21 protein-coding genes are annotated in these 21,756 nt (G+C 57.2%); 8 read left to right on the top strand and 13 right to left on the bottom strand.

Annotation, left to right across the window (positions count from 1 at the left end; all coding sequences use genetic code 11):
• The first annotated feature begins 30 nt into the window (after window positions 1–30).
• Window positions 31–954 (top strand): LysR family transcriptional regulator, encoded by a 924-nt coding sequence (locus tag ACMGG1_RS03815; RefSeq protein WP_046372747.1) that lies wholly within the window; start codon window positions 31–33, stop codon window positions 952–954.
• Here ACMGG1_RS03815 and ACMGG1_RS03810 read toward each other — a convergent pair.
• Both ACMGG1_RS03810 and ACMGG1_RS03805 read right to left on the bottom strand, forming a co-directional pair.
• Window positions 944–2,098, bottom strand: a complete 1,155-nt coding sequence (locus ACMGG1_RS03810; RefSeq protein WP_046372746.1) for an MFS transporter — start codon at window positions 2,096–2,098, stop codon at window positions 944–946. The two genes, ACMGG1_RS03815 and ACMGG1_RS03810, sit on opposite strands and share 11 nt — an antisense overlap.
• Window positions 2,099–2,415: 317 nt before the next feature.
• On the bottom strand, window positions 2,416–3,324 hold the full coding sequence (locus ACMGG1_RS03805) for a LysR family transcriptional regulator (protein ID WP_020828415.1): 909 nt from the start codon (window positions 3,322–3,324) through the stop codon (window positions 2,416–2,418).
• 108 nt (window positions 3,325–3,432) lie between these two features.
• Here ACMGG1_RS03805 and ACMGG1_RS03800 point away from each other — a divergent pair, with 108 nt between their 5' ends.
• Window positions 3,433–4,317, top strand: coding sequence for an MBL fold metallo-hydrolase (locus tag ACMGG1_RS03800; protein ID WP_020828416.1), 885 nt, complete (start codon window positions 3,433–3,435; stop codon window positions 4,315–4,317).
• A gap of 77 nt (window positions 4,318–4,394) precedes the next feature.
• A complete protein-coding gene (locus ACMGG1_RS03795) occupies window positions 4,395–5,045 on the top strand; it encodes a DsbA family protein (protein WP_116691837.1) in 651 nt (216 codons plus the stop codon).
• A 49-nt stretch (window positions 5,046–5,094) separates the two neighbouring features.
• Here ACMGG1_RS03795 and ACMGG1_RS03790 read toward each other — a convergent pair whose 3' ends face one another.
• Window positions 5,095–5,802 carry a tetratricopeptide repeat protein gene (locus ACMGG1_RS03790; protein WP_414161159.1) on the bottom strand — a complete coding sequence of 236 codons (708 nt, stop codon included), beginning with the start codon at window positions 5,800–5,802 and terminating at the stop codon, window positions 5,095–5,097.
• 191 nt (window positions 5,803–5,993) lie between these two features.
• Between ACMGG1_RS03790 and ACMGG1_RS03785 the strand changes: the two genes are divergently transcribed.
• Window positions 5,994–7,730, top strand: coding sequence for an ABC transporter ATP-binding protein/permease (locus ACMGG1_RS03785; protein WP_046372744.1), 1,737 nt, complete (start codon window positions 5,994–5,996; stop codon window positions 7,728–7,730).
• Between the two features lie 39 nt (window positions 7,731–7,769).
• Here the strand turns inward: ACMGG1_RS03785 and agaF are convergent, their stop codons facing one another.
• From agaF to agaR, 6 genes are read right to left on the bottom strand one after another with little or no spacing between them, the layout of a single operon-like run.
• Window positions 7,770–8,204 (bottom strand): PTS galactosamine/N-acetylgalactosamine transporter subunit IIA, encoded by a 435-nt coding sequence (gene agaF, locus ACMGG1_RS03780; RefSeq protein WP_020828420.1) that lies wholly within the window; start codon window positions 8,202–8,204, stop codon window positions 7,770–7,772.
• 10 nt (window positions 8,205–8,214) lie between these two features.
• The gene (locus ACMGG1_RS03775; RefSeq protein WP_046372743.1) at window positions 8,215–9,108 is read right to left on the bottom strand and encodes a PTS system mannose/fructose/sorbose family transporter subunit IID; all 894 of its coding nucleotides are present in this window, start codon (window positions 9,106–9,108) and stop codon (window positions 8,215–8,217) included.
• On the bottom strand, window positions 9,098–9,877 hold the full coding sequence (agaW, locus tag ACMGG1_RS03770; protein WP_142814503.1) for a PTS N-acetylgalactosamine transporter subunit IIC: 780 nt from the start codon (window positions 9,875–9,877) through the stop codon (window positions 9,098–9,100). Before agaW ends, ACMGG1_RS03775 begins: the two co-directional genes overlap by 11 nt.
• Window positions 9,878–9,891: 14 nt before the next feature.
• Window positions 9,892–10,368 carry a PTS N-acetylgalactosamine transporter subunit IIB gene (agaV, locus tag ACMGG1_RS03765; protein ID WP_044553202.1) on the bottom strand — a complete coding sequence of 159 codons (477 nt, stop codon included), beginning with the start codon at window positions 10,366–10,368 and terminating at the stop codon, window positions 9,892–9,894.
• Between the two features lies 1 nt (window position 10,369).
• Window positions 10,370–11,653, bottom strand: coding sequence for a D-tagatose-bisphosphate aldolase, class II, non-catalytic subunit (locus ACMGG1_RS03760; RefSeq protein WP_414161158.1), 1,284 nt, complete (start codon window positions 11,651–11,653; stop codon window positions 10,370–10,372).
• Window positions 11,654–11,676: 23 nt separating this feature from the next.
• Complete coding sequence (gene agaR, locus ACMGG1_RS03755) at window positions 11,677–12,450, bottom strand: transcriptional repressor AgaR (RefSeq protein WP_037418365.1); 774 nt, start codon at window positions 12,448–12,450, stop codon at window positions 11,677–11,679.
• Window positions 12,451–12,963: 513 nt separating this feature from the next.
• On the opposite strand from agaR, the gene ACMGG1_RS03750 reads away from it, so the two are divergent.
• Complete coding sequence (locus ACMGG1_RS03750; RefSeq protein WP_414161157.1) at window positions 12,964–14,184, top strand: CynX/NimT family MFS transporter; 1,221 nt, start codon at window positions 12,964–12,966, stop codon at window positions 14,182–14,184.
• Here the strand turns inward: ACMGG1_RS03750 and ACMGG1_RS03745 are convergent.
• The 3 genes from ACMGG1_RS03745 to ACMGG1_RS03735 form a co-directional block, all read right to left on the bottom strand.
• Window positions 14,174–14,347, bottom strand: a complete 174-nt coding sequence (locus tag ACMGG1_RS03745) for a hypothetical protein (protein WP_165366299.1) — start codon at window positions 14,345–14,347, stop codon at window positions 14,174–14,176. The genes ACMGG1_RS03750 and ACMGG1_RS03745 overlap by 11 nt on opposite strands.
• A gap of 11 nt (window positions 14,348–14,358) precedes the next feature.
• Window positions 14,359–14,472, bottom strand: a complete 114-nt coding sequence (locus ACMGG1_RS03740) for a YmiA family putative membrane protein (RefSeq protein ID WP_122080111.1) — start codon at window positions 14,470–14,472, stop codon at window positions 14,359–14,361.
• A gap of 391 nt (window positions 14,473–14,863) precedes the next feature.
• The gene (locus ACMGG1_RS03735) at window positions 14,864–16,516 is read right to left on the bottom strand and encodes a multidrug ABC transporter permease/ATP-binding protein (protein WP_262256132.1); all 1,653 of its coding nucleotides are present in this window, start codon (window positions 16,514–16,516) and stop codon (window positions 14,864–14,866) included.
• A gap of 153 nt (window positions 16,517–16,669) precedes the next feature.
• Here ACMGG1_RS03735 and ACMGG1_RS03730 point away from each other — a divergent pair, with 153 nt between their 5' ends.
• The 3 genes from ACMGG1_RS03730 (at window position 16,670) to lldD (ending at window position 20,686) form a co-directional block, all read left to right on the top strand.
• Window positions 16,670–17,590, top strand: a complete 921-nt coding sequence (locus ACMGG1_RS03730; protein ID WP_149574002.1) for a LysR family transcriptional regulator — start codon at window positions 16,670–16,672, stop codon at window positions 17,588–17,590.
• 336 nt (window positions 17,591–17,926) lie between these two features.
• Entirely contained in the window at window positions 17,927–19,510 is a 1,584-nt protein-coding gene (locus ACMGG1_RS03725) for an L-lactate permease (RefSeq protein WP_262256133.1), read from the top strand.
• Window positions 19,511–19,543: 33 nt separating this feature from the next.
• The gene (gene lldD, locus ACMGG1_RS03720; protein WP_020828431.1) at window positions 19,544–20,686 is read left to right on the top strand and encodes an FMN-dependent L-lactate dehydrogenase LldD; all 1,143 of its coding nucleotides are present in this window, start codon (window positions 19,544–19,546) and stop codon (window positions 20,684–20,686) included.
• A 36-nt stretch (window positions 20,687–20,722) separates the two neighbouring features.
• Here lldD and ACMGG1_RS03715 read toward each other — a convergent pair whose 3' ends face one another.
• On the bottom strand, window positions 20,723–21,667 hold the full coding sequence (locus ACMGG1_RS03715; protein WP_142814497.1) for a LysR family transcriptional regulator: 945 nt from the start codon (window positions 21,665–21,667) through the stop codon (window positions 20,723–20,725).
• Window positions 21,668–21,756: the final 89 nt, after the last annotated feature.

The raw sequence follows: 21,756 nt of genomic DNA, 5'->3' as shown, positions 1-21,756 counted from the left end.
ATATGGCTTTGCTCATGATGGAATCAGCCGATGCACGCGATAACCCTGCGCCAGATTGAAATCTTCTATGCGGTGATGACGACCGGCAATCTGACCGAAGCCGCCGCGCTGCTACAGACCTCGCAACCCACCGTCAGCCGCGAGCTGGCGCGCTTCGAGAAACTGATCCAACTGCAGTTGTTCGAACGGGTACGCGGGCGGTTATCCCCCACGGTACAGGGCCTGAGGTTGTTGGAAGAGGTTCAACGTTCCTATTACGGCCTTGATCGCATCGTCAATGCCGCCGCCGGTATCCGCCAGTTCCAGCAGGCGCAGCTTTCGATTGCCTGCCTGCCGGTATTTTCACAATCGCTGCTGCCGGCGGTGTGCAAACCCTTTATCGATCGCTATCCGGAGGTCAGCTTCAGCGTGATACCGCAGGAATCACCGTTGCTGGAAGAGTGGTTATCGGCGCAGCGCCACGATTTGGGCCTGACGGAAAATACCCTGACTCCGGCGGGCACCGAGCGAATGACCTTGATGACGCTGAACGAAGTGTGTGTCTTGCCGGCCGGGCATCCGCTGCTGGCGAAAAAGCGGCTGACGCCGCAGGATTTTGCCGGACAAAACTTTATCAGCCTGTCGAACACCGACAGCTATCGCCAACTGCTGGATTCGCTGTTCAGTGAGGAAGGGGTTAACCGCCGGCTGGTGATGGAAACCCACAGCGCAGCGTCGGTCTGCGCCATGGTCAAAGCTGGCGTGGGGGTATCGATAGTCAATCCGCTAACGGCGTTGGACTACGCCAACAACGGTGTGCATATACGGCCATTCAGCGTTGACGTGCCCTTTACCGTTAGCCTGATCCGGCCGCTGCATCGCCCGTCGTCGGCGCTGGTCACGGCCTTTACTCAACATTTACAGCAACAGGCACAAACGCTGCCCGCCCGTCTGGCCGCCGTGATTACGCGCTAGCCGGGCGCTTGGCGCGGCTGAACGTCACCAGACACAGTACCAGACCCAGCAACGCGATCCCCGCAGCGGCCAGCGGTACGCTGGTCAAGCCCAACCCCTGCGCTATCACGACACCGCCGACCCAGGCACCAATCGCATTACCGACGTTGAACGCGGCGATGTTCAGCGTGGACACCAGATTGGGAGCCTTTTTACCGTAGGTCACCACGTTGATTTGCAGCGCCGGTACGGCGGCGAACGCCGCAGCGGCCCACAGGAACAGGGTAATTTCAGCCGGTACCATCGAATGGCTGGTCCAACTGAACAATGCCGCAAAGCAGGCGATCACCAGGAACGTACAGGTCAGCGTCAACGGCAAGCGCCAGTCCGCCAAACGTCCACCCAGGATGTTGCCCAGCGTCAGACCAACCCCCATCAGCAACAGCGTCCAACTGACGCCATGGGAAGAAACACCCGTCACCTCGGTCAGTAACGGGGCAATATAAGTAAACAGCGCGAACATCGATGCGGCAAAGGCCACGGTCATCAGCAATGACAGCCAAATACCGCCGCCGCGCAACGCCGCCAGCTCTTTTTTCAGATCCGTCGGGGCCTCGTCCTTCACGCTGGGCAGCTTGCTGTACAGCGCCAACAGAGAGAGTACGCCAATGACCGCCACCGCCCAGAACGTCGAACGCCAACCCAGCGCCTGACCCAGTGCGGTACCCAGCGGCACGCCGAGCACGTTTGCCAGCGTCAGGCCGGTGAACATCAATGCCACGGCAGAAGCCCGGCGGTTTGGCGGCACCAGATTGGCCGCAACCACCGCGCCAATACCGAAGAAGGCACCGTGGCACAAAGCGGTGATAATGCGCGCCAGCATCAGGAAGTCATAGCTGTACCCCAGGGCGCACATAATATTGCCGAAGATGAAAATCACCATCAGCAGCAACAGCGTTTTTTTACGCGGCAGCTTCGCGGTCAGCAAGGCCATGATGGGTGCACCGATAGCCACGCCAAGGGCATAGCCGCTGATCAGCCAGCCAGCAGAAGGAATGGAGACCTGCAGATCTCCCGCCACTTCAGGCAGCAACCCCATGATCACAAACTCGGTGGTGCCGATAGCGAATGCACTTAATGCCAGTGCGAGCAGAGAAACAGGCATGCGGAAAGCTCCCAGTCAACAAAGCCCCGGTGTCAGGCACTCGGGGCCGGTAAAAACACATAAAATTGACGGGCAGCCCGGCAGGCTGCCCGCGAAAAAGGGTCAGAGAGGGTGTTCAAAGAGCGGGTTTAACTGCTTAACCCTATAATTATTAAGTCTTATTCACGCTTTTCACGTTACAGAAATAGCACGCAATCCCGCGTAAAAACCAGTGGCAAAACGGCCGCTGCGCACAAAAAGCCATGCCTGGCTCGCTAACTGGTTGAATGCGCTGATGATGAAAAATGTGTAAAAATGTTACCCGTGTATTAACGCTATCAGCGCAGCGTTGCCTGCCAATCCGGATCGTGGGCAAACCACTCCACCAAAAAGTCCAACATGGTGCGCAATGTCGCAGGCATCTGGCGGCGTGAGGTATAGATACCGTAAATCCCCATCGACTGGGGCCGATAATCCGGCATCAGCTCAATCAGTTCGCCACTGGCCAGTAAAGGGGCTGCAGAATAGTAAGGCTGCATGGAAATACCCGCGCCTTGTACCGTGCCTGCCATCAACACCACCGATTCGTTGGCGCTCAGGTTGCCGCTGACCGCGACCGCCGATTTCACACCCTGAAGGTCAAAATGCCACAGGCTCTTACCGAAGTAGGAATAAGTCAGGCAGTTATGCAGCGCCAAATCCTGCGGATGACGCGGCGTGCCGTGCGCCGCCAGATAGGCCGGGGAAGCGCAGACCACGGAAGCACAGGAGGATAATGGCCGGGCGATGAGATTGGGATCCAATTCGTTAGTGATGCGTAACGCCAGATCGATACGCTCCTCCACCAGATTCACCGTGCGATTGTTCATTTGCAGATCCACTGCAACCTGCGGATGGCGTTTCAGGTACTGCGCCACCGCGCCCACCAGCGCCGTCTGGCCCAACGATTGTGAACAGGTAATGCGTAACAGGCCACGCAGCTCGTCACTCTGCTCCCCTTCGACCAAATCGATTTCGCCCGCCAGCGCCAGCATCTGTCGACAGCGTTCCAGCGTGCGCTCACCGGCGTCAGTCAGACTAAGCTTACGAGTAGTGCGATGCAGTAAACGCGCGCCGGCCCATTGCTCCATTTGAGCCAGATAACGCGTCACCATCGCCCGCGACATTTCCAACGTTTCCGCGGCGGCAATCATGCTGCCACGGTCGACGATGGTGATAAAAACCTCAGCAGCGGTAATGCGATCCATGATTCGTCCGATTTACGCAATGAATAGTTGCTCATTATCCGGTTTTTCTATCGCTTTATGCAACCTAACATCTATACAACATTAATCGCATCCCAAGGACCTCTACCCATGTTTAAGAAATCATTGTTGACCCTGGCTTTTGCCGGCATCGCCACAGTAAGCACCTTCGCTACCGCCGCCAACACCCTGACGATGGAAGTGTATAACCCAGGTGAGAAAAGCGTGTTCCCGGTGTCTTCCGAAATCATCAGCGGCAAACACGAAGTCGCACTGATCGACGCCCAGTTCCAGCGTAACGACGCGGAAGCCCTGGTGAAAAAGATCAAGGCGACCGGCAAGAAGCTGACCACCGTATACATCAGCCATTCAGATCCGGATTTCTATTTTGGTCTGGACGTCATTAAAGCCGCGTTCCCTGAGGCTAAAATCATCGCGTCACCGGGTACCATCGAAGAAATCAATGCCACCAAAGACGGCAAAGTGGCGTACTGGGGCCCAATCTTGAAGGACAACGCGCCGAAAGCGGTGGTGGTGCCTCAGGCGTTGCAGGGTGACAGCTTCACCGTAGACGGCCAGAAAGTGGAAGTGAAAGGCCTGACCGGCCCGACGCCAGAACGCACCTACGTGTGGATCCCAGCGCTGAAAGCGGTAGTGGGCGGTGTGCCGGTAGCCGGCGACAATATCCATCCGTGGATTGCCGATAACCAAACCGTTGAATCCCGCGCGCACTGGCAGCAAACGCTGGAAGGCATCAAAGCGTTGAAACCGGAAGTCGTGGTCCCTGGCCATTTCCTGCCGGGGGCAGACCAGACGCTGAAGTCCGTCACCTTTACCCAGAACTACCTGACCACGCTGGAAGCTGAACTGCCAAAAGCCAAAGATTCTGCAGCACTGGTGGCGGCAATGAAAAAGCATTACCCGGATCTGAAAGACGAATCCAGCCTGGAACTGAGCGCCAAAGTGCTGAAAGGCGAAATGAAGTGGCCGCAATAAGCACGCCGAAACACCCAGGCCAAGGCGCTACTGCTACCCAGCCGCCGCAAAGGCGGCGGGTATAACGAGGAAAAGACATGACCGGTACGACTCTGCACTACATTTTCGATCCGCTGTGTGGCTGGTGCTATGGCGCAGCCCCGCTGGTGAAGGCGGCCAAAACCATTCCAGGGCTAACCATCGCCCTGCACGCCGGCGGTATGATGACCGGCAACAACCGCCGCCAAATCACGGATGAATGGCGCAATTATGTGATCCCGCATGACAAGCGCATTGCGGAGTTAACCGGCCAACCCTTTGGCGAAGCTTATTTCAATGGATTGTTGCGTGATACCACCGCGGTGATGGACTCGGAGCCGCCGATTACCGCCATACTGGCAGCGCAAGCGCTGGCGGGACGCGGGCTGGATATGCTGCACCGCATTCAGGAAGCGCATTACCAGGAAGGTCGACGTATCGCCGACACGCCGGTGCTGGAAGCGCTGGCAAAAGAGCTGGGCTTGCCCTCTGCTCCGTTTATCGCCGAAATGCGGTTTAACGCCGGTGCGCCAACCGCGCAGCACATCGCGCAAAGCCGGGCATTGCTTGCCAAGGTTCAGGGCCAGGGGTTCCCAACTTTCGCTCTGCAAGACAGCGAAGGCCAGCTGCGCCAGATCCCGGCGGGCAACTATCTGGGCAACGTTGAGGCCTGGAAAGAGTTATTGAGCGGCGCCGCTACCTGGGCCTAATACCTGTTACGGCTGCCGGGTGTTCAAAGTATTGGATGCCCGGAGCTGATTATTCAACCCGTACAAAGTGTCCTTCCGCACGCACGTTAAAACCGAAACCACAATCCCCCTCGGTGTGCATGTCCAGACCATCGCTACCGAACTGCATCGCCACATCGCACGCCATCACATCTTCCGGTTCCCGCTGACGGTATACTGCTTTGCCGTGCTCTATCGGCAACGTCTGAGTGAACTCCCCCATATTCGGCCCGTAATACAACCCCATCTGCGGCATGTAATAACCGGAATAACTGATCAGCCAGCGGCCATCTTGCGGCTTGATCTCAACCTCGCTCCAGACGCCACGCCCGGCATATTGCCAATACACTCCGCCCGGCCCGGTAAGTGGCGTTCGTTTCGCCAGCCGCTCCTGCAACAGCTTGAGATTATGTTGGGACTTGCTGTCTTGTGGTGCCAATTCTAAATAGGCACGCGCCTTAAGCAGCTCGCCCGCGTGTATCAGCGCCAGCGCTACGTTGTTATAAGCAGTGGCCGTTGCCTGGCTGTCCAAACCGCAGAACTCACTCCAGGCGGCCTGATCGCGGAAAATATCGGCAGCTCGCGGGTAATCGCCACGCTGATAGGCATTTTTGCCCAACTCGGCATAGCTTGCGACCTTGTGACAATCGGCATCAATATCCGGCTCGTCAATCTGCGCCATCGCCTGGTCGCAGGCAAGCGCACCATAGGCCAACAGCAGGGGAACCCACGTCTTCATCACTTATCCTTTCCGCAGTAAACGAGCCAAATTTCGGCGCCAGTATAACCGCCAACCGCCACCGCATCACCCCTGACGATTCAGCCGCGATATTTCAAACGGTTAGCGGCGTTAAAACTGCTTACAGTCAACGTTTGTTTGTTACCTGTCCCCGGCCCATGCTGAAAAAAAGATTAAACCTGCGAGGGTCCATGAACGCTATCCCCACCCCCAAAAACGCCGTCTGGCAACTGATTAAACCCTTCTGGGTCTCGGAGGAGAAACTGCGGGCCTGGGCGATGCTGATCGCCATCATCGCCTTGTCGCTGGGGTTGGTGTACATCAGCGTGCTGATCAACCAGTGGAACCAGGTGTTTTACGACGCGCTGCAAAATAAAAATTACCCGGTATTCAAGGCGCAGCTGTGGCGCTTTACCTATCTGGCGCTGATTTTCATCGTATTGGCGGTGTTTAAAATTTACCTGACACAGGGCCTGCAGATGCACTGGCGGCGCTGGATGACCGAAAAATTCATGGGTAAATGGCTGGCGCATCAGGCGTATTACCATACCGAACAGCAGCAAATCGTCGATAACCCGGACCAGCGTATCGCCGAGGATCTCAACGTGCTGACCCAATACACGCTGTCGCTTTCGTTGGGGTTACTGTCCAGCCTGGTGACGCTGTTTTCTTTTATCGCCATCCTGTGGCATGTCAGTGGCCCTATTACCTTTGTCATCAGCCAGCACGCTATTACCCTACCCGGCTATATGGTGTGGTTCGCTCTGCTGTACGCCGGACTGGGATCACTGCTGATTTGGTGGGTCGGCAAACCCTTGGTACAACTGGGTTTTAATCAGGAGCGCTATGAAGCGAACTTTCGTTTTGGGCTGATCCGCATCCGCGAAAATAATGATGCCATCGCGCTGTATCACGGCGAGCCGCATGAAGCACAGCAGTTGGGCGGGCGCTTTGAAGCCATCCGTGCCAACTGGTGGTCAATCATGCGCATCACCCGGCGGCTCAATATTGCCTCCAATTTCTACAGCCAATTCGCCATTGTCTTTCCGCTACTGGTGGCCGCCCCACGCTATTTTTCCGGCGCCATCCAAATGGGCGGAATGATGCAGATAGCCTCCGCTTTTGGGCAAGTACAGGGCGCTCTGTCCTGGTTTATCGATGCCTTTACCGATCTGGCCACCTGGAAAGCCTGCGTTAACCGTCTGGCCGGTTTTAACGCCGCCGTGGATCAGGTGCACCATCAACAGCGAGGCATTCAATTGCAGCCGGAGAATGAACAGCCGATGGTCCTTGACCGCCTCAGCCTGCAATTGCCGGATGGCCAACGCTTACTGGAGCCGACCTCAATGACGCTCAAACGTGGCGATCGGGTGCTGATCGTTGGCCCATCAGGCTGCGGTAAATCAACCCTGTTGCGCGCCATTGCCGGTATCTGGCCGTATGGTTCCGGTGCGATTGGGCTCGACGCCGCCAGCAGTACGTTATTCCTGCCGCAACGCAGTTATATTCCGATCGGTACGCTGCGAGAGGCGCTGAGCTATCCGCATCTTGCCGCCGAGTACAGCGATGAACAGCTGCTGAAAGCCCTGGATAACTGCCGCCTTAAACACCTTCAGCGCTGGCTGGATACCAGCGCCAACTGGAGCCAACGCCTGTCTCCAGGTGAACAGCAGAGATTAGCCTTCGCCCGTGCGATTCTGACCCGCCCGGACATTTTGTTCCTCGACGAAGCCACCAGCGCGCTGGACGACGAGACCGAGCAACTGATGTACTGCCTGTTGGTGGATGAATTGCCGGATGTGACGCTGGTTAGCGTGGCGCACCGCAACAGCGTGGCGAAGTATCATCAGAGCTGCTGGCGCTTTAGCCGCGCGGAAGAAAGCCAACCGGCACGCATGGCACTCAGCCCATTGCCGGTTGCCGGCTAAGTGCCCGGGCGCAGCCTGTACGGTTGCGCCCGGCTTTACTCAGATGCCATCGGCCTGAACGTCCTCGCATTTCACCCGACGCCTTTCGTGCCACAGGCTGGTCAGCCCACGTTTGCCGCACGCCAACGCCACTTCGCGAAACTCATCCAGGCTTAGCCCATCGCGTTCCAGCATCATTTCCGCTGCCAGCTGCATGTTTACCCCGGTCAGCACTTCGCAATCACCGCGCTCGTCCGCCAGTTCGCTGGCACAGCGGAACGGCGATCCGCCGAGCATATCGGTGAGAAACACCACGCCGTCCGCCTGCGCCACTTCGGTTAGCGCCGCATTAAGGGCGCCCCTTAACTGAGCGGTGCTCATCTGCTCCGGGAAATTGACCGCGACGCAATTTTGCTGCGGCCCCACAACCTGTTCTACCGCCTGCAGCAGGCCACTGGCAAAGCTGCCGTGGCCGGTAATCACAATGCCTGGCATCGCCCTTTCCTCACAATAAACCGATAAATTTGCCCACGACGCCAATCACCACCGTCACGCCAATCAGCTTCACTGGCGAGAACCCTCGCTTCATCAGGAAGAAAATCAGCAGCGTAAAGCACAGCGGCAACAGATTGGGCATCAGTTTGTCCAGCACGTCGGTCTGCAACGCCACACTGGCCTTGCCGGCATGCATCACCAACGGGGTGGAAAGATGGACATAGGAAGCCACCAGCGCGCCGATCACCGTCATGCCGACAATCGAGGCGGCGTGTGATATTCGTCGGGTATGGGTTTTCAGCAGCGCCAAGGCGCTGGTGCCGGCCTGATAGCCATAATGCGCCAGCCCGAACCGCAAGCCGAAGTGAAAAACGTTAAACAGCAGCAGGAAGACGATCGGCCCGAACAGGCTGCCTTCCAGCGCCAACGAGGCGCCGATCCCGGCGCAGATCGGCAGTAGCGTCAGCCAGAACAGCGCATCGCCAATGCCGCCCAGCGGCCCCATCAGCGCCACTTTTACCGCACGAATGGTAGAAATCTTCTCCTTGTTCTGTTCCATCGCCAGCACCAGCCCGGACAGGAAGGTGACGTCGAACGGGTGCACGTTGATAAACTCCATGTGCATCTTCATCGAATTGGCCAGATCCTGCGGATTGCGATGGATCTTGCGTAATCCTGGAATTAACTGATAAAGCCAGCCACCGGCCTGCATACGTTCGTAGTTGAACGACGCCTGCAGCAGTAAGGAACGCCATGCCATGCGGTTGATATCGCCACGGGTCAGCGCCTCTGCCGGCTCGCTGTCGACATAATCGTCCTGGTCTACCTGACTGGTCGCCAGGGCCTGCGCCATACGCTGTTCCGCTTTTTGCGCCAGCAGATCGTCGGAATCATTAAATGCCATCTTCAGCATCCTCCTGTTGTACGGACGGTTTGGGCGTGTCCGCCCCGGCTCGTTGGCTGTTAAAGAAATCGATCAGTGCGATCGCCAGTGCCCCCAGCGCCACCGCCAGGATCGGCAGTTTCAGGAAGGTGACGGAAATAAAGCCGAGGATAAAATAAGCCACGTAGGTTTTTTTCATCATCACTTTCATCAACAGCGAGAAACCGATCGCCGGCATCATGCCACCCGCCACCGCCAGGCCGTCCAGCAGCCAGGTCGGTGCTTTTTGCACCATGGCGCTGGCCGCATCGGCACCGAAATAAATCGGCAAAAAAGCCACGACAAAATAGAACGCGAACAGGATGCTTATGCCGAGATAATTCACCCGTTCGATACCGCGCCAGTTCAGCTCTTTCACCATCCGATCGCAGCGGTGCATCATCGGTGAAAACAGGGTAAACAGCAGCGTAATACAGCCCTGCACCGCGATAGAAAACGGCACGGCCACGCCGATCGCCACCTTGGGATCGGCCTTGGTCAGGATGGCAAACGCCGTGCCGATCACCCCACCAATCACCACGTTCGGCGGCTGGGCGCCCGCCAGCGGCACCATGCCCATCCATACCAATTCCAGCGTACCGCCCACCAGCAGACCTGTGTATACATCCCCCAAAATCAGGCCGACCAACGGCCCCAGCACCACCGGGCGATGAAAGTGGGTCAGTCCGTCAAACAGATCGACCCCCGCCAACCCGGCCAACAGTGCAATCAATAACGCATCAGTTAACATGATTTCCCCCGAACTCAGAACAGCAGCTTGCCGACCGCCTCACCCGCTTCATCCGGCACCCGGCGTACCTCGCATTCAACGCCAAGCGCCGCCAGTTCGCGAAAAGCGGCGACGTCGCTCTCATCCAGCGAGACCGTTTTATGCACCTGACGCTTCCCCTCGGCAAAATGCATGTTGCCGACGTTCACGAAGCGGATCGGCACCCCGCCCTGCACCAGCCGCAAAACATCCTGCGGCGTTTTGCATACCAAAAAGATCTTCTGGCGATCCGCCGCCTTGTGGATCACGTCGATGGTTTTCTGCAGCGTGAAGTAGCGCGTCTGCACCCCTTCCGCCACCACCATATCCATCAGGTTCTGCTGCACAGGATCGGCTGCCGCTTCATCGTTGGCCACCACCACCAGATTGGCGCCCAGAGTATTGGTCCAGGTGACGCCCACCTGGCCGTGCACCAGTCGGTTATCGATACGAGTCATCAAGATATTCGGCATTTCAACGCACCTCCGGATAACAGGCGGCATGGTAGTCGTCGAGCACCTGCGTCACCTTATGCATTACCCAATCCTGCGGGTCGTTGCTCAGTTCCCCGGCATTCAGCGCGCGGGCCTGGTCTGGCAGATACTGGCTCAACAGCGCTAACGGCACCGGATGGCGGCGCAAGTTGTCGATCAGGCTATCTACCGCCTGCTGCACCTGTGGTTGCGGCCAGTAATAACGTACCCGGTCACTCAGGCTGTAGTGGCGGTCGAGATACTGCTGATGAGGGTTGCCATGGTAGTAACGGCTCCACTGCTGTGGCTGTTCGCGCATGACCTGCTCCAGCGTGGCGCACAGCTGCGCCGACTGATGTTCACCAAGCCATTCACGTTCAATGTGATCCAGTGCGAACAGCGCTTCACGCAGTGCGAAAGTCAGTGCCGGGCCGACTTTCAGGATGGCAAAATGATCGCCCACCAGCTGTCGATAGGCCTGCGGCGGTTGGTAATCCGTCGAGTGCGCCTCGTACACCATGCCCGGCTGCCGTTCGATAAAGCGGCTCAGTTCATGGGCCCGTTGCGGTTGATAGTGCTCCACGCTGTGATGATCAAACTCAACGCCCGGCTGCACCACCAGCGCAATGGTTCGCGTCCAGGCATCGACCAGTTCGGCTTGCTGCCAGGCCAGGCGATGGATTTCAAGCGTTTGCTGCACCGCCCGTGGCGTGGTGACCTGCATACCTTCCAACGCCTCCTGTGCGCCGCCCGGCACCGGCACTTCGGTCCCGATCACATACACCGGCGGCTCACCGCCGCTATGCTGCCAGGCGCGTTCAGCAATGGCGCACAAACGTGCCGCACGGGCAGCGACGGTTTCATCATTTAGAGGGAAAGGATCGCTAGCGCAGGACATGGAACAATCGAGGTGGATTTTGCGAAAACCGGCGCGAACATAATCGTCGATCAGCGTTTCCGCCAACTGCATCGCTTCTTCTGCCGGCCGATCCTGCCAGGCGTTGGGACCGAGATGATCGCCTCCCAGCCACAAACGATCGCGTGCCAACCCTTCCTCGTCCGCCAATTGCCACAGGGCGTCGCGGAACTGTTCCGCCGTCTGGCCGGTGTAGCCGCCAAATTGATTGACCTGATTCGAGGTGGCCTCGACCAGTACCGGCGTGCCGCGCGTTTTGGCCTGCCGCAGGGCCGCTTTAAGCACCCAGGGGTGAGCGGAACAAACGGAAAAGATCCCGACCGGTTTACCGGCCTTGTGCTGCTCAACAAGCTGTAACAACTGCTGCATGAATCCCCCATGCAGGCGCCGTACTACCGATCGGCGATGACTACCTCCACGCCCAACTCGGTTAACGCCCGCTCGTAATCGTCCGGAAGAAGGCTGTCGGTAATCAGCCGATGAATTTGTCCGGCTTCGCGAATCATGCAAAAGCTCTTGCGACCAAACTTGCTGGCATCCGCCACGGCGATAATCTCGCGCGCCACCTCGCACATCACGCGGTTGAGGTGTGCCTCTCCAGGGTGAGGCGTGGTGATACCGGCAGCCAGATCGAAACCGTCGACGCCCAAAAACAGTTTGTCGAAACGGTACTGGCGCAATTGCTGCTCGGCAGCCGGACCGTAGAGCGAGTAAGAATTACGGCGCACGCTGCCGCCCAACACCATCACCTCCACCCCATCATTACCGGAAAGCTCATAGGCAATGTTCAGCGCATTGGTCATCACCACCAGATCGCGTCGTCCTTTCAGGAACGGCACTATCTGGGTGGTGGTGGAACCGGAATCGAGGATCAGCGCGTCGCCATCACGCACATAGCTTGCCGCTACGCTTGCGATCTGCGACTTCACATCGCGGTTCAACCGTCCTTTGTCATGCAGTGGACGATCGAAGGCAAATTGCTGATTGAGCATTGCGCCGCCATAGGCCCGTAGCGCACACCCTTTTCGTTCCAGAAAGCGCAGATCGTTGCGGATCGTCACCGTGGATACTGCAAACTGTTTGCTGAGCTGCTCCACACGAACGCTGCCGTGTTCGCATAACAGATCGATAATGTGTTCACGGCGCTTTGCGGTATTCACTGGCATGAGCTGCGGTCCTCAGGTTTCCGGCCAGGCCGGGGAGAAGATGGCTTTCGCTCTACTGCGCAGGCATTACAGCAAAGCGAAAGCAATGAAATTGTGATCGCGGTTACAGCGCTGTTTTAGCAGAAAAAGTGGCTAAAAACCTTTCGAATCGAAATGAAGTGAAAATTAATGGCCGCAGCGAAAGGCAAAATGAAATGTCAGGGCGAGCGCGGTAGCCGGGGTGAGAAGCCTGCCGCAATGCGCAGAACGAAAGCGTCCACGCAACGACCAGGTTGGCCGACTTTTAGTTCACCGGGTGATCGGGATCACATAATCGTAATTATGCGTATTCTGCGTGCCGCTTGCGGCAGGGGAAAGGCTTGCGCACTGCTGAATCGGCCCCTTGTCAGGCCAGGGGTTCTTCCCTACACTTGCGCGCAGATATCGGCCCCTGCCGGTACGTAAGCGTTAACGTCAATCAACGCATCATGCCGTGCAGAATTGATTGACTGCATGCCCTGGTGCGAGGAACTAATGCCCCAATCCGCTGTAACCCCAACGTCTGCCGCAACAAAGCGCAGCCGTTTACGTCACCCCTTGTTACTGGTTGCCGGCATTATGCTGGTCGCTGCCAACTTGCGTGCCGCGCTGACCAGCGTGGGGCCGCTGCTGGAACAGATCCAGCAGCAGTTGATGCTTTCCGCCACTTCGGCCGGCCTGCTTAATTCACTGCCGCTAATCCTGTTTGCCGTGCTGTCGCCGGTCACGCCCGGTCTGGCGAAGCGCATCGGCATTGAGCGTACGCTGGGTATGGCATTGCTGTTGCTGGTGATTGGTATTGTGCTGCGCTCGATGCCGCAAACCGGCATGTTGTGGTTGGGCAGTATTTTGATCGGTGCCGCCATCGCGTTTGCCAACGTGGTACTTCCCACGCTGGTGAAACGCGACTTCCCGAGCCGAGCAGCCGCCATGATTGCCGCCTATGCGGCAGTCATGTCACTGGTAGCAGCCACAGCCTCCGGCCTGGCGGTACCGCTGGCGACATTGCACGATCGAGGCTGGCGTTTTTCCCTGCTGTGCTGGAGCCTGCCGGCGCTGTTGGCGCTGATTGTCTGGCTGCCGCAACTGCGTCGCTCTTCGGCCCCGACGGCCGGTAACGCAACACCGGCTCAACCCGCCCTGTCACGTTCCCCCTGGGGCAGTGCTCTTGGTTGGCAGGTGGCGCTGTTTATGGGCCTGCAATCCATCACCTTCTACACCATTATTGGTTGGTTCAGCACCTTTGCTGCCAGCCACGGCACGTCGCCGCAACAGGCCGGTTTTGAGCTGTTTATCTATCAGGTGGTGGCGATCGTCGCCAACTTTGTCATGGTGTTTATTCTGCCGCGCGCCCGCGATCAGCGCGCCATCGCGCTATGCAGTTCTCTGCTGATTTTTATCGGCGTCGCCGGTCTGCTGCTGCTGCCGGGTTACTCTTTGGTGTGGTTGATTTTTGCCGGACTGGGGGCGGGGAGTTCTTTGGTGCTGGCGCTGTCCTTCTTTGGCCTGCGCAGCAGCCATCATCATCAGGCCACGCAGCTGTCGGGCATGGCGCAATCGGTCGGCTATCTGTTGGCGGCGCTGGGACCCACGCTGTTCGGTTTGTTACACGATCTGACTCAGGGTTGGCGATTGCCACTGATGGTTCTGCTGTGCCTGACACTGTTGCAAATGCTGTTTGGCATGTTGGCCGGGCGCAATCAGGTTATTCGTTAACCTCAGGGGGAATGGGGTGTTCCGGCCCGGATTCCCCGGCGTCGTCCTGCCAGAGGTCGTTGATAAAATCCCGTTGCTCGCTCGTCAACTGCCATGACGGGGGGATTTTGGCCGGACTTTCATCCCGGTCGCCCCCTGTGCGCTTTACGCGTTTTTTTTCCATCACCCTACTTCCTAAATAAACAGCCAATAAATCACGGCGGCGACGGCCAACCAAAACACCCCGCAGCCGATAAATACGCACAACCAAGTTTTACGTTTAATATCCGCGTCATCCTTGCCTATCACAGTCACTCCATCCAATAGATTAAACTAATCGATAATCGATTATTGATCTATTTAAACGATCAATAAAGTAGTTTGTTCCTATGGTAATTATAAAAATACATGCTACCCACTTAGAGGGATCCACGTAAATGAAGGGAGAACGCCCGAGGGGCGCGGTTCTCGGCACACAAGAATGAGTCCCGCACGGGACCTCTGGCCGTTTTTTATGATACTGATGACAAGGACAAAACAATGGGTAATACGAGCTTTATTGAAATAAAAAACTATTAAAAAACCAAATTAATCGCACGATCGACCAAGACCATGATTAACACAGGGTTAAATGGGTTATTGAAAGGGAGTTGAAGGGAAAGGATGGTCCGGGCAGCGACCGCCGCCCGAGTGATATCAATCAGTCAAGATGGGAAACCGAGTCTTTACTGGCAAGTTCACGATCGCTGCCGGTCAATTCGCTAAGGTGCCCATCGCGCATTTGCAACAGGCGGTCCGCATGCTCGAAATAGTGATCGTCATGGCTAATGGCAAACACCGTTTTACCCAGCGCGCGCAGCTGCGGCAGCAGCTCACGATAAAAGATGCGTCTGAATTGCGGATCCTGATCCGCCGCCCATTCGTCCAATAGCAGAATATCCCGCTCTTCGGCCACCGCCAGCAACAGCGCCAGACGCTTGCGTTGCCCCTGGGATAACTGAGGGTTGGTCACCCGAAGACCGTCAAACTCCAGCTTGTTTTTCATGTTCAGGCGATGAAGCCAGCTTTCCACCAGTTCAGCATCCGGCTGCCCGCCCTCAGGCCCCTGCAAAAGCTGGAACGGGTGAAAGTCGGTGAAAATGGCGGAAAACAACCGGCGATAGTCATGCATGTCCGCCGGATTCTGCGCAATGCCGTCCAGCAGTATCTGCCCGCTGACCGGCTGATACAGTCCGGTCAGCAGCATAGCCAGCGTCGATTTTCCGCTGCCATTGCCACCAATCAGGAACACCAATTCGCCGCGGCGTAGCGTCAAATTCAGCGGGCCCACGGCGAATCCGGCCTTTTCTTCCGTCGCGCCATAATGGAACATCACCTCACGCAGCTCCAATGTTTGCCAGGCCTTGGTCGTTCCCGCCGGAAATTCCTCTTGATAGTCGGCGAGCCGTAAGGATTTGACCTTGTTGAAAGCCACTTCTGCGCTAATCAGCGTAGGGAATGCCCCCACCGCCTGCAGCAACGGCGTGCGCAGGAACAGCAGCGTCAGTGAATAGGTCGCCGCCACGGCGGTATCGGCCCAGCCCAGGCTGTTGGCCATATAGAACACCAGGCCTATCGCGCCCAGCATCATGATATTCGACCAGTTCACCGCGCTGAGGTGGAAGGTATCGGCACGAATAATATGATAGCGATACTCTTCGGCATCCGGCTGGTAGGCCTGGCGGTAAAGCGCTTTGGCTCGATCGCGGTTCAACGCCAGCTCTTTGCGGCCGTCAATGGCTGACTGATAGTGCTGATAGAGTCGCTCTTCAGATTCACGCACGTTGGTCAGGTGACGATAAACCCGCGATACCAGACACCCGCTGCCAAACACCGTCACCGCGACCCAAATGGCCGTCACCGCCAGCATCTGCGGCGACAGCCAGCCCAAATAAGCTGCCGACCCCAACGTCAATATCACCCCCTGAACCAGTTCAGGCAAACGCACAAAAGCCAGGGTAATGTTGCGAATATCGCTGGCCAGGCTCGCCAGCAATGCCGCACTGCCAAGCTGCTCGATCCGCTCAATATGGGTATCCATGATCCGCTTCACCAGTTGACCGCGGAGCCGAAACACGAAGTGGTGGCCCAAGGCGGTCAGCGCCAACTGCGAACCCAGCGTCACAGCCATCAGCAATGCCAGTAACCCGAGAAACTCCGGCAATACCGCCAGCGGATCGCCCGCCGCCGTCATCAGCCGCAGGTTGATAAAGGCAATGATGCCGATACCCAATGCCGCGCTGGCCATGGTTAACGCCATTACCGCCACAAACGGCCAGCGATATTGGCGGTAAACCACCCGTAGCAACTCCATGAAAAACCCTTACCCTGAAATATTGAGATGGCAGGCATTGTAAGCGGCCAAAAAGTGATATCAATAACAATTCTCATATTGTCGTCGACGATTGATTCCTGCCCGAGAGGATTTACACTGGCTGGAGATCTGGGACAAGGAAAACCAAGACTGATGCTGCCTACACATGAATATGCCAACGATCTGATCCTGTTCGCCTTAATTGTTGATTGCGGTTCTTTCAGCAAAGCCGCAGAAACTGCCGGCATCACCAGCTCGGTGGTCAGCAAGCGTATCGGACGTCTGGAGAAATCCCTCGGCGCGCGCCTGCTTTACCGCACCACGCGCAGCCTGACGCTGACGGAAAATGGCCGCAGCCTGTATCGCCAGGCCAAAGAGATCAGCGCCAAAATTCAAGATGCTTTGAATATCGTCAGTGAAAACAGCGACGAGTTGACTGGCGTCATCCGCATGTCGGTACCGACGATTTCTGGCGAGCTGCTGCTCAGTGAGAGCGTGGCCGAATTTTGTGCGCGGCACCCGAACCTGAAGGTAGAGATGCGGCTGGAAAATCGCTTTGCCGATCTGGTCAACGAAGGGATAGATTTGGCGATCCGCACCGGCACCCTGCCGGACTCAAGCCTTATCGCACGCCACATTCTTGACTCCCGATGGGTAATAGTCTGCTCGCCCGGTTATCTGCAACAGCATGCCGAACCCCATTCGGCCGACGATCTGCTCAAGCATAATTGCCTGACCTACACCTATCAGGAAAGTGGTACCGACAACTGGCTGATGAAGCCACCGGGCGGCGGCGAAATTTATGAGCTACAGGTTAAAGGCAATTTGTCGGCCAATAACGCGCGGGCCATCCGCAAGGCGGCGATCGGCGGTTATGGCATTGCCATGGTGCCACGCTGCATGGTATTTGAGGATTTGCAGGCAGGAACACTGGTAGAAGTCTTGTCCGGGCACTGTGGCAAGATATTAGGCGTTTACGCGGTTTACCCGTATACCCGCAATTTACCCTTAAAGACCCGGTTGTTGATCGAACATATCATCGCGGGCTATCAAAATATCAGCCATTATTTTTGAGGTCGATCACAATATTATTCCCACCAGCAGTAAGATGCCGACGGGGGATTATGTCATTTTTGGGGATAATCTATGGTCAATTAACGCCTAATTAATGTGAACCAGCCCCACCCACATCTTAAGTGAAAATTCAACTCATTGATTTTTAGATAAATAAAACCTCACCTTTCATATACCAATAGTCTCATTTCGTAATCATCACGCCTAAGCACTTCGATGTTAAAAAATTGCCGTATAGCACCGCCTCCAATGTTGTGATTAGAATAAAAATGTTGCGGCAATTAACTATTTAGCTACATCTCCGTGAAAATAAAAATAATAACCGAAGAGGATCTTATGTCCCTTTTTTTCAGCGTTGCGCCCATCGTCCTGCTGATTTGGATGATGACCAAAAGGAATGGCGTTCCCTCTTACCTCGCTCTGCCGCTGACGGCTGCCGTCGTGTATACCGTGCAGCTACTGTGGTTCGACAGCGCCCCCCTGCTGTTGCATGCCAATATCGTCACTGCATTTGTGGCGGTTTTGACCCCTATCACCATCATCGCCGGTGCGATTTTGCTGAACAAATTGATGCAGATCAGCGGGGCGGAAAACGTGGTACGCCGCTGGTTGGAGAATATCAGCCCCAATCCCGTGGCCCAGTTGATGATCATCGGTTGGGCATTCGCGTTCATGATAGAAGGTGCCAGCGGCTTCGGCACGCCGGCGGCTATCGCGGCCCCGATTCTGGTGGGGTTGGGCTTTAACCCACTGCGGGTCGCCCTGCTGACGCTGGTGATGAACTCGGTGCCCGTTTCCTTCGGCGCCGTGGGCACCCCCACCTGGTTCGGCTTTGCCAATCTGGGCCTGTCGGACGCCAACCTGCTGGAGATTGGCAGCCAGACCGCGCTGATCCACTTTGTCGCCGGGTTTGCGATCCCGCTGCTGGCGTTGCGTTTTATCGTTTCCTGGCGGGATATTCGCCGCAATCTGCCTTTTATTTTGCTTAGCGTCCTAAGCTGTACCCTACCTTATCTGCTGTTGGCGCAGGTGAATTATGAGTTTCCGGCGCTGGTCGGCGGCGCCATTGGCCTGGCGGTGTCGGTGTTGCTGGCCCGCGCCGGCATCGGCCTGGTTCGGGTTGATAAAAACCAGGAACCCGGCCAGCCGGTGCCCTTTATCCAGGTGCTCAAAGCCATGACGCCGACCCTGCTGCTGATTGCTATCCTGATAGTGACCCGCATCCACCAATTGGGCATCAAAGCGCTGCTCAACAGTACGGCACCGCTGTGGCAAGGGAGCCTCGGCTGGTTGGGTGAGCTGCGCGTCAGCGACGCCCTGATTATCGAGCTGCAACAGGTGCTCGGCACGCAGGCCGCTGCCAACTACAAAACGCTGTACGTGCCCGCGCTGATCCCCTTTCTGCTGGTGGTAGTGCTGTGTATTCCGCTGTTTCGGCTGAACCGTCACCAGGTCAAACAGATGTTCAGCGAAACCGGTCAACGGATAGCCAAACCCTTTATCGCCCTGTTGGGGGCCCTGGTGATGGTCAACCTGATGATGCAGGGAGAAAACGACGCGCCGGTGATCCTCATTGGCAAAGCGCTTGCGGCACTGACGGGGGAAAGCTGGCTGCTGTTCTCTTCTTTCCTGGGTGCGCTGGGGTCGTTCTTCTCTGGCTCTAATACCGTTTCCAACCTGACGTTCGGCGGCATTCAACAGTCGATCGCCCTGAGCAGCGGACTCAACGTCAATCTGACGCTGGCGCTGCAATCCGTCGGGGGCGCCATGGGCAATATGGTGTGCCTGAACAATATTATCGCCGTCTGTTCGATCCTCGGGATCGGCAACGCCGAAGGAAAAATCATCAGAAAGACCGTGCTGCCGATGCTGGCGTACGGAGGGATCGCCGCCGTCATGGCCCTGATCCTGGCTCTCTGATCCAAAGTACGTTATCGAAAGAAGGTAAAAAACATGATCATCTCCGCCTCAACCGACTATCGGGCCGCCGCACAAGCCAAGCTTCCGCCCTTTCTGTTCCACTATATTGACGGCGGGGCCTACGCGGAGCATACGCTCAAGCGCAATACCGAAGATCTGGCCGATATCGCCCTACGCCAGCGCGTGCTGCGCAATATGTCGGACCTCAGTCTGGAAACCCACCTGTTCGGCGAAAAGCTGGCGATGCCGGTAATACTGGGCCCGGTCGGGTTAACCGGCATGTATGCCCGTCGTGGCGAGGTACAAGCGGCCCGGGCTGCTGCGCAGAAAGGCATTCCCTTTACGCTGTCTACGGTTTCGGTATGTCCGATAGAGGAAGTCGCGCCGGCCATCGATCGGCCCATGTGGTTCCAACTGTACGTGCTGAAAGACCGTGGCTTTATGCGCAATGCGCTCGAGCGTGCCAAAGCGGCCGGGGTGAAAACGCTGGTGTTCACCGTTGATATGCCGGTTCCCGGCGCGCGCTATCGCGACGCCCATTCCGGTATGAGCGGCCCTAACGCTTCCCTGCGCCGCGTGCTGCAGGCCGTTACTCACCCGCAGTGGGCCTGGGACGTTGGCCTGCTCGGCAAACCTCACGATCTGGGCAATGTGTCGGCCTATCGCGGTAAACCGACCAGTCTCGAAGACTATATCGGCTGGCTGGGGGCCAACTTCGATCCTTCCATCTCATGGAAAGATCTGGAGTGGATCCGTGAATTCTGGGAGGGGCCGATGATCATTAAAGGGATTCTGGATCCCGAAGACGCCAAAGATGCAGTGCGATTCGGCGCCGACGGCATCATCGTATCCAACCACGGCGGCCGTCAGTTGGACGGTGTACTCTCAACCGCACGCGCCATGCCGGCGATCGCCGATGCGGTAAAAGGCGACATTACGCTGCTGGCCGACTCCGGCATCCGCAGCGGGTTGGACGTGGTGCGAATGATCGCTCTGGGAGCCGACAGCGTACTGCTGGGGCGCGCCTTCGTTTACGCACTGGCCGCCGCCGGGCAGGCTGGTGTCGCTAACCTGCTGGAACTGTTGGATAAAGAGATGCGCGTCGCCATGACGCTCACCGGAGCAAAAACCATTGCTGAGATTGGCGCAGGCTCTCTGGTCCACGGACGCGGCTAGCACCTTCTCCTGGCGGCTCCTGAAGCCGCCAGGCACTCAGCGGATGAAAAACCCTTCGGCAAAGGCGTTGCGCAAATAACGGCTGAACTCCGTCACTGCTCGCGATACCTGCGGCGCATAGGGGCGCACTACATAAAGACTGTCGGCAAAAGCACCTATAGGGCGCCAGGCCGGCAGTACCTCGATCAACCGGCCGTCCGCCAATGCCTGCTGCGCACTGAAGTCCGGCAGCAAGGCAATACCCAGCCCTTCTGCCGCCGCATCACGTATCGATTCACTGTTGTTGGTGGCAAAAGGACCGCTGACCGGCACGCGGGTCTTTTCAGCTTGGCCCGGCAGCCCCTGTTTCGCGGCGAAGCTCCACTCCGGCGCTTCGGTACCGCGGGGATAGTAAAGGCACTGGTGCCGTTGCAGCTCCGTCGGTGACGTCGGCATACCGTGCCGTTTCAGGTAGTCCGCCGACGCCACGGCCACCGTTTCGGTTGAGCACAACCGCCAGGCGACGTGGGTGTCGGGCAAGCTGTCGCTGTGGCGGATCGCCAAATCAAAACCCTCGGTGGCCAACGACACCAGCCGATCCGAAACCTCAAGCTGCACCCGCACCTCAGGATTTTCGCGTAGAAAACCGGTAATACGCGGCACCAGTTGCTGGCGGGCAAACGCCACCGGCGCCGTGACCCGCACCGAACCGCGCAGCGGCCCGGCAGAATCGCAAATGCCGGAAAAGCTCTGTTTGATTTGTGCGAAAGGCTGGCGCAGTTCCTCGACCAGCCTCAGCCCGGCATCGGTCAGCCTGACGCTGCGAGTGGTGCGCTGCACCAACGGCACCCCTGCCAGCATTTCAATCTCTTTGATTTTTTGGCTCATGGCCGCTTTGCTGACGTCCAGCCGCTCTGCCGCACGGGTAAAACTCCCCTGCTCAGCCAATACGGTGAGCCAGTGTAAATGGGTCCACAGGGTTTCTATTTTTGGATTTTTCATCGTCGACTGTTCATTTATATAAACAATGAGTTCAAGTATAGCGCTTCTTCCCGCGCCAGCGTTTGGCTAAGATGGATCCTCAAAGGCGA

The sequence above is a fragment of the Serratia sp. BNK-12 genome, assembly GCF_047456085.1.
Classification (GTDB): Bacteria; Pseudomonadota; Gammaproteobacteria; order Enterobacterales; family Enterobacteriaceae; genus Serratia; species Serratia liquefaciens.
Note: the sequence above shows the minus strand (reverse complement) of the source record. Positions and strands in the feature narration are given on the sequence as shown.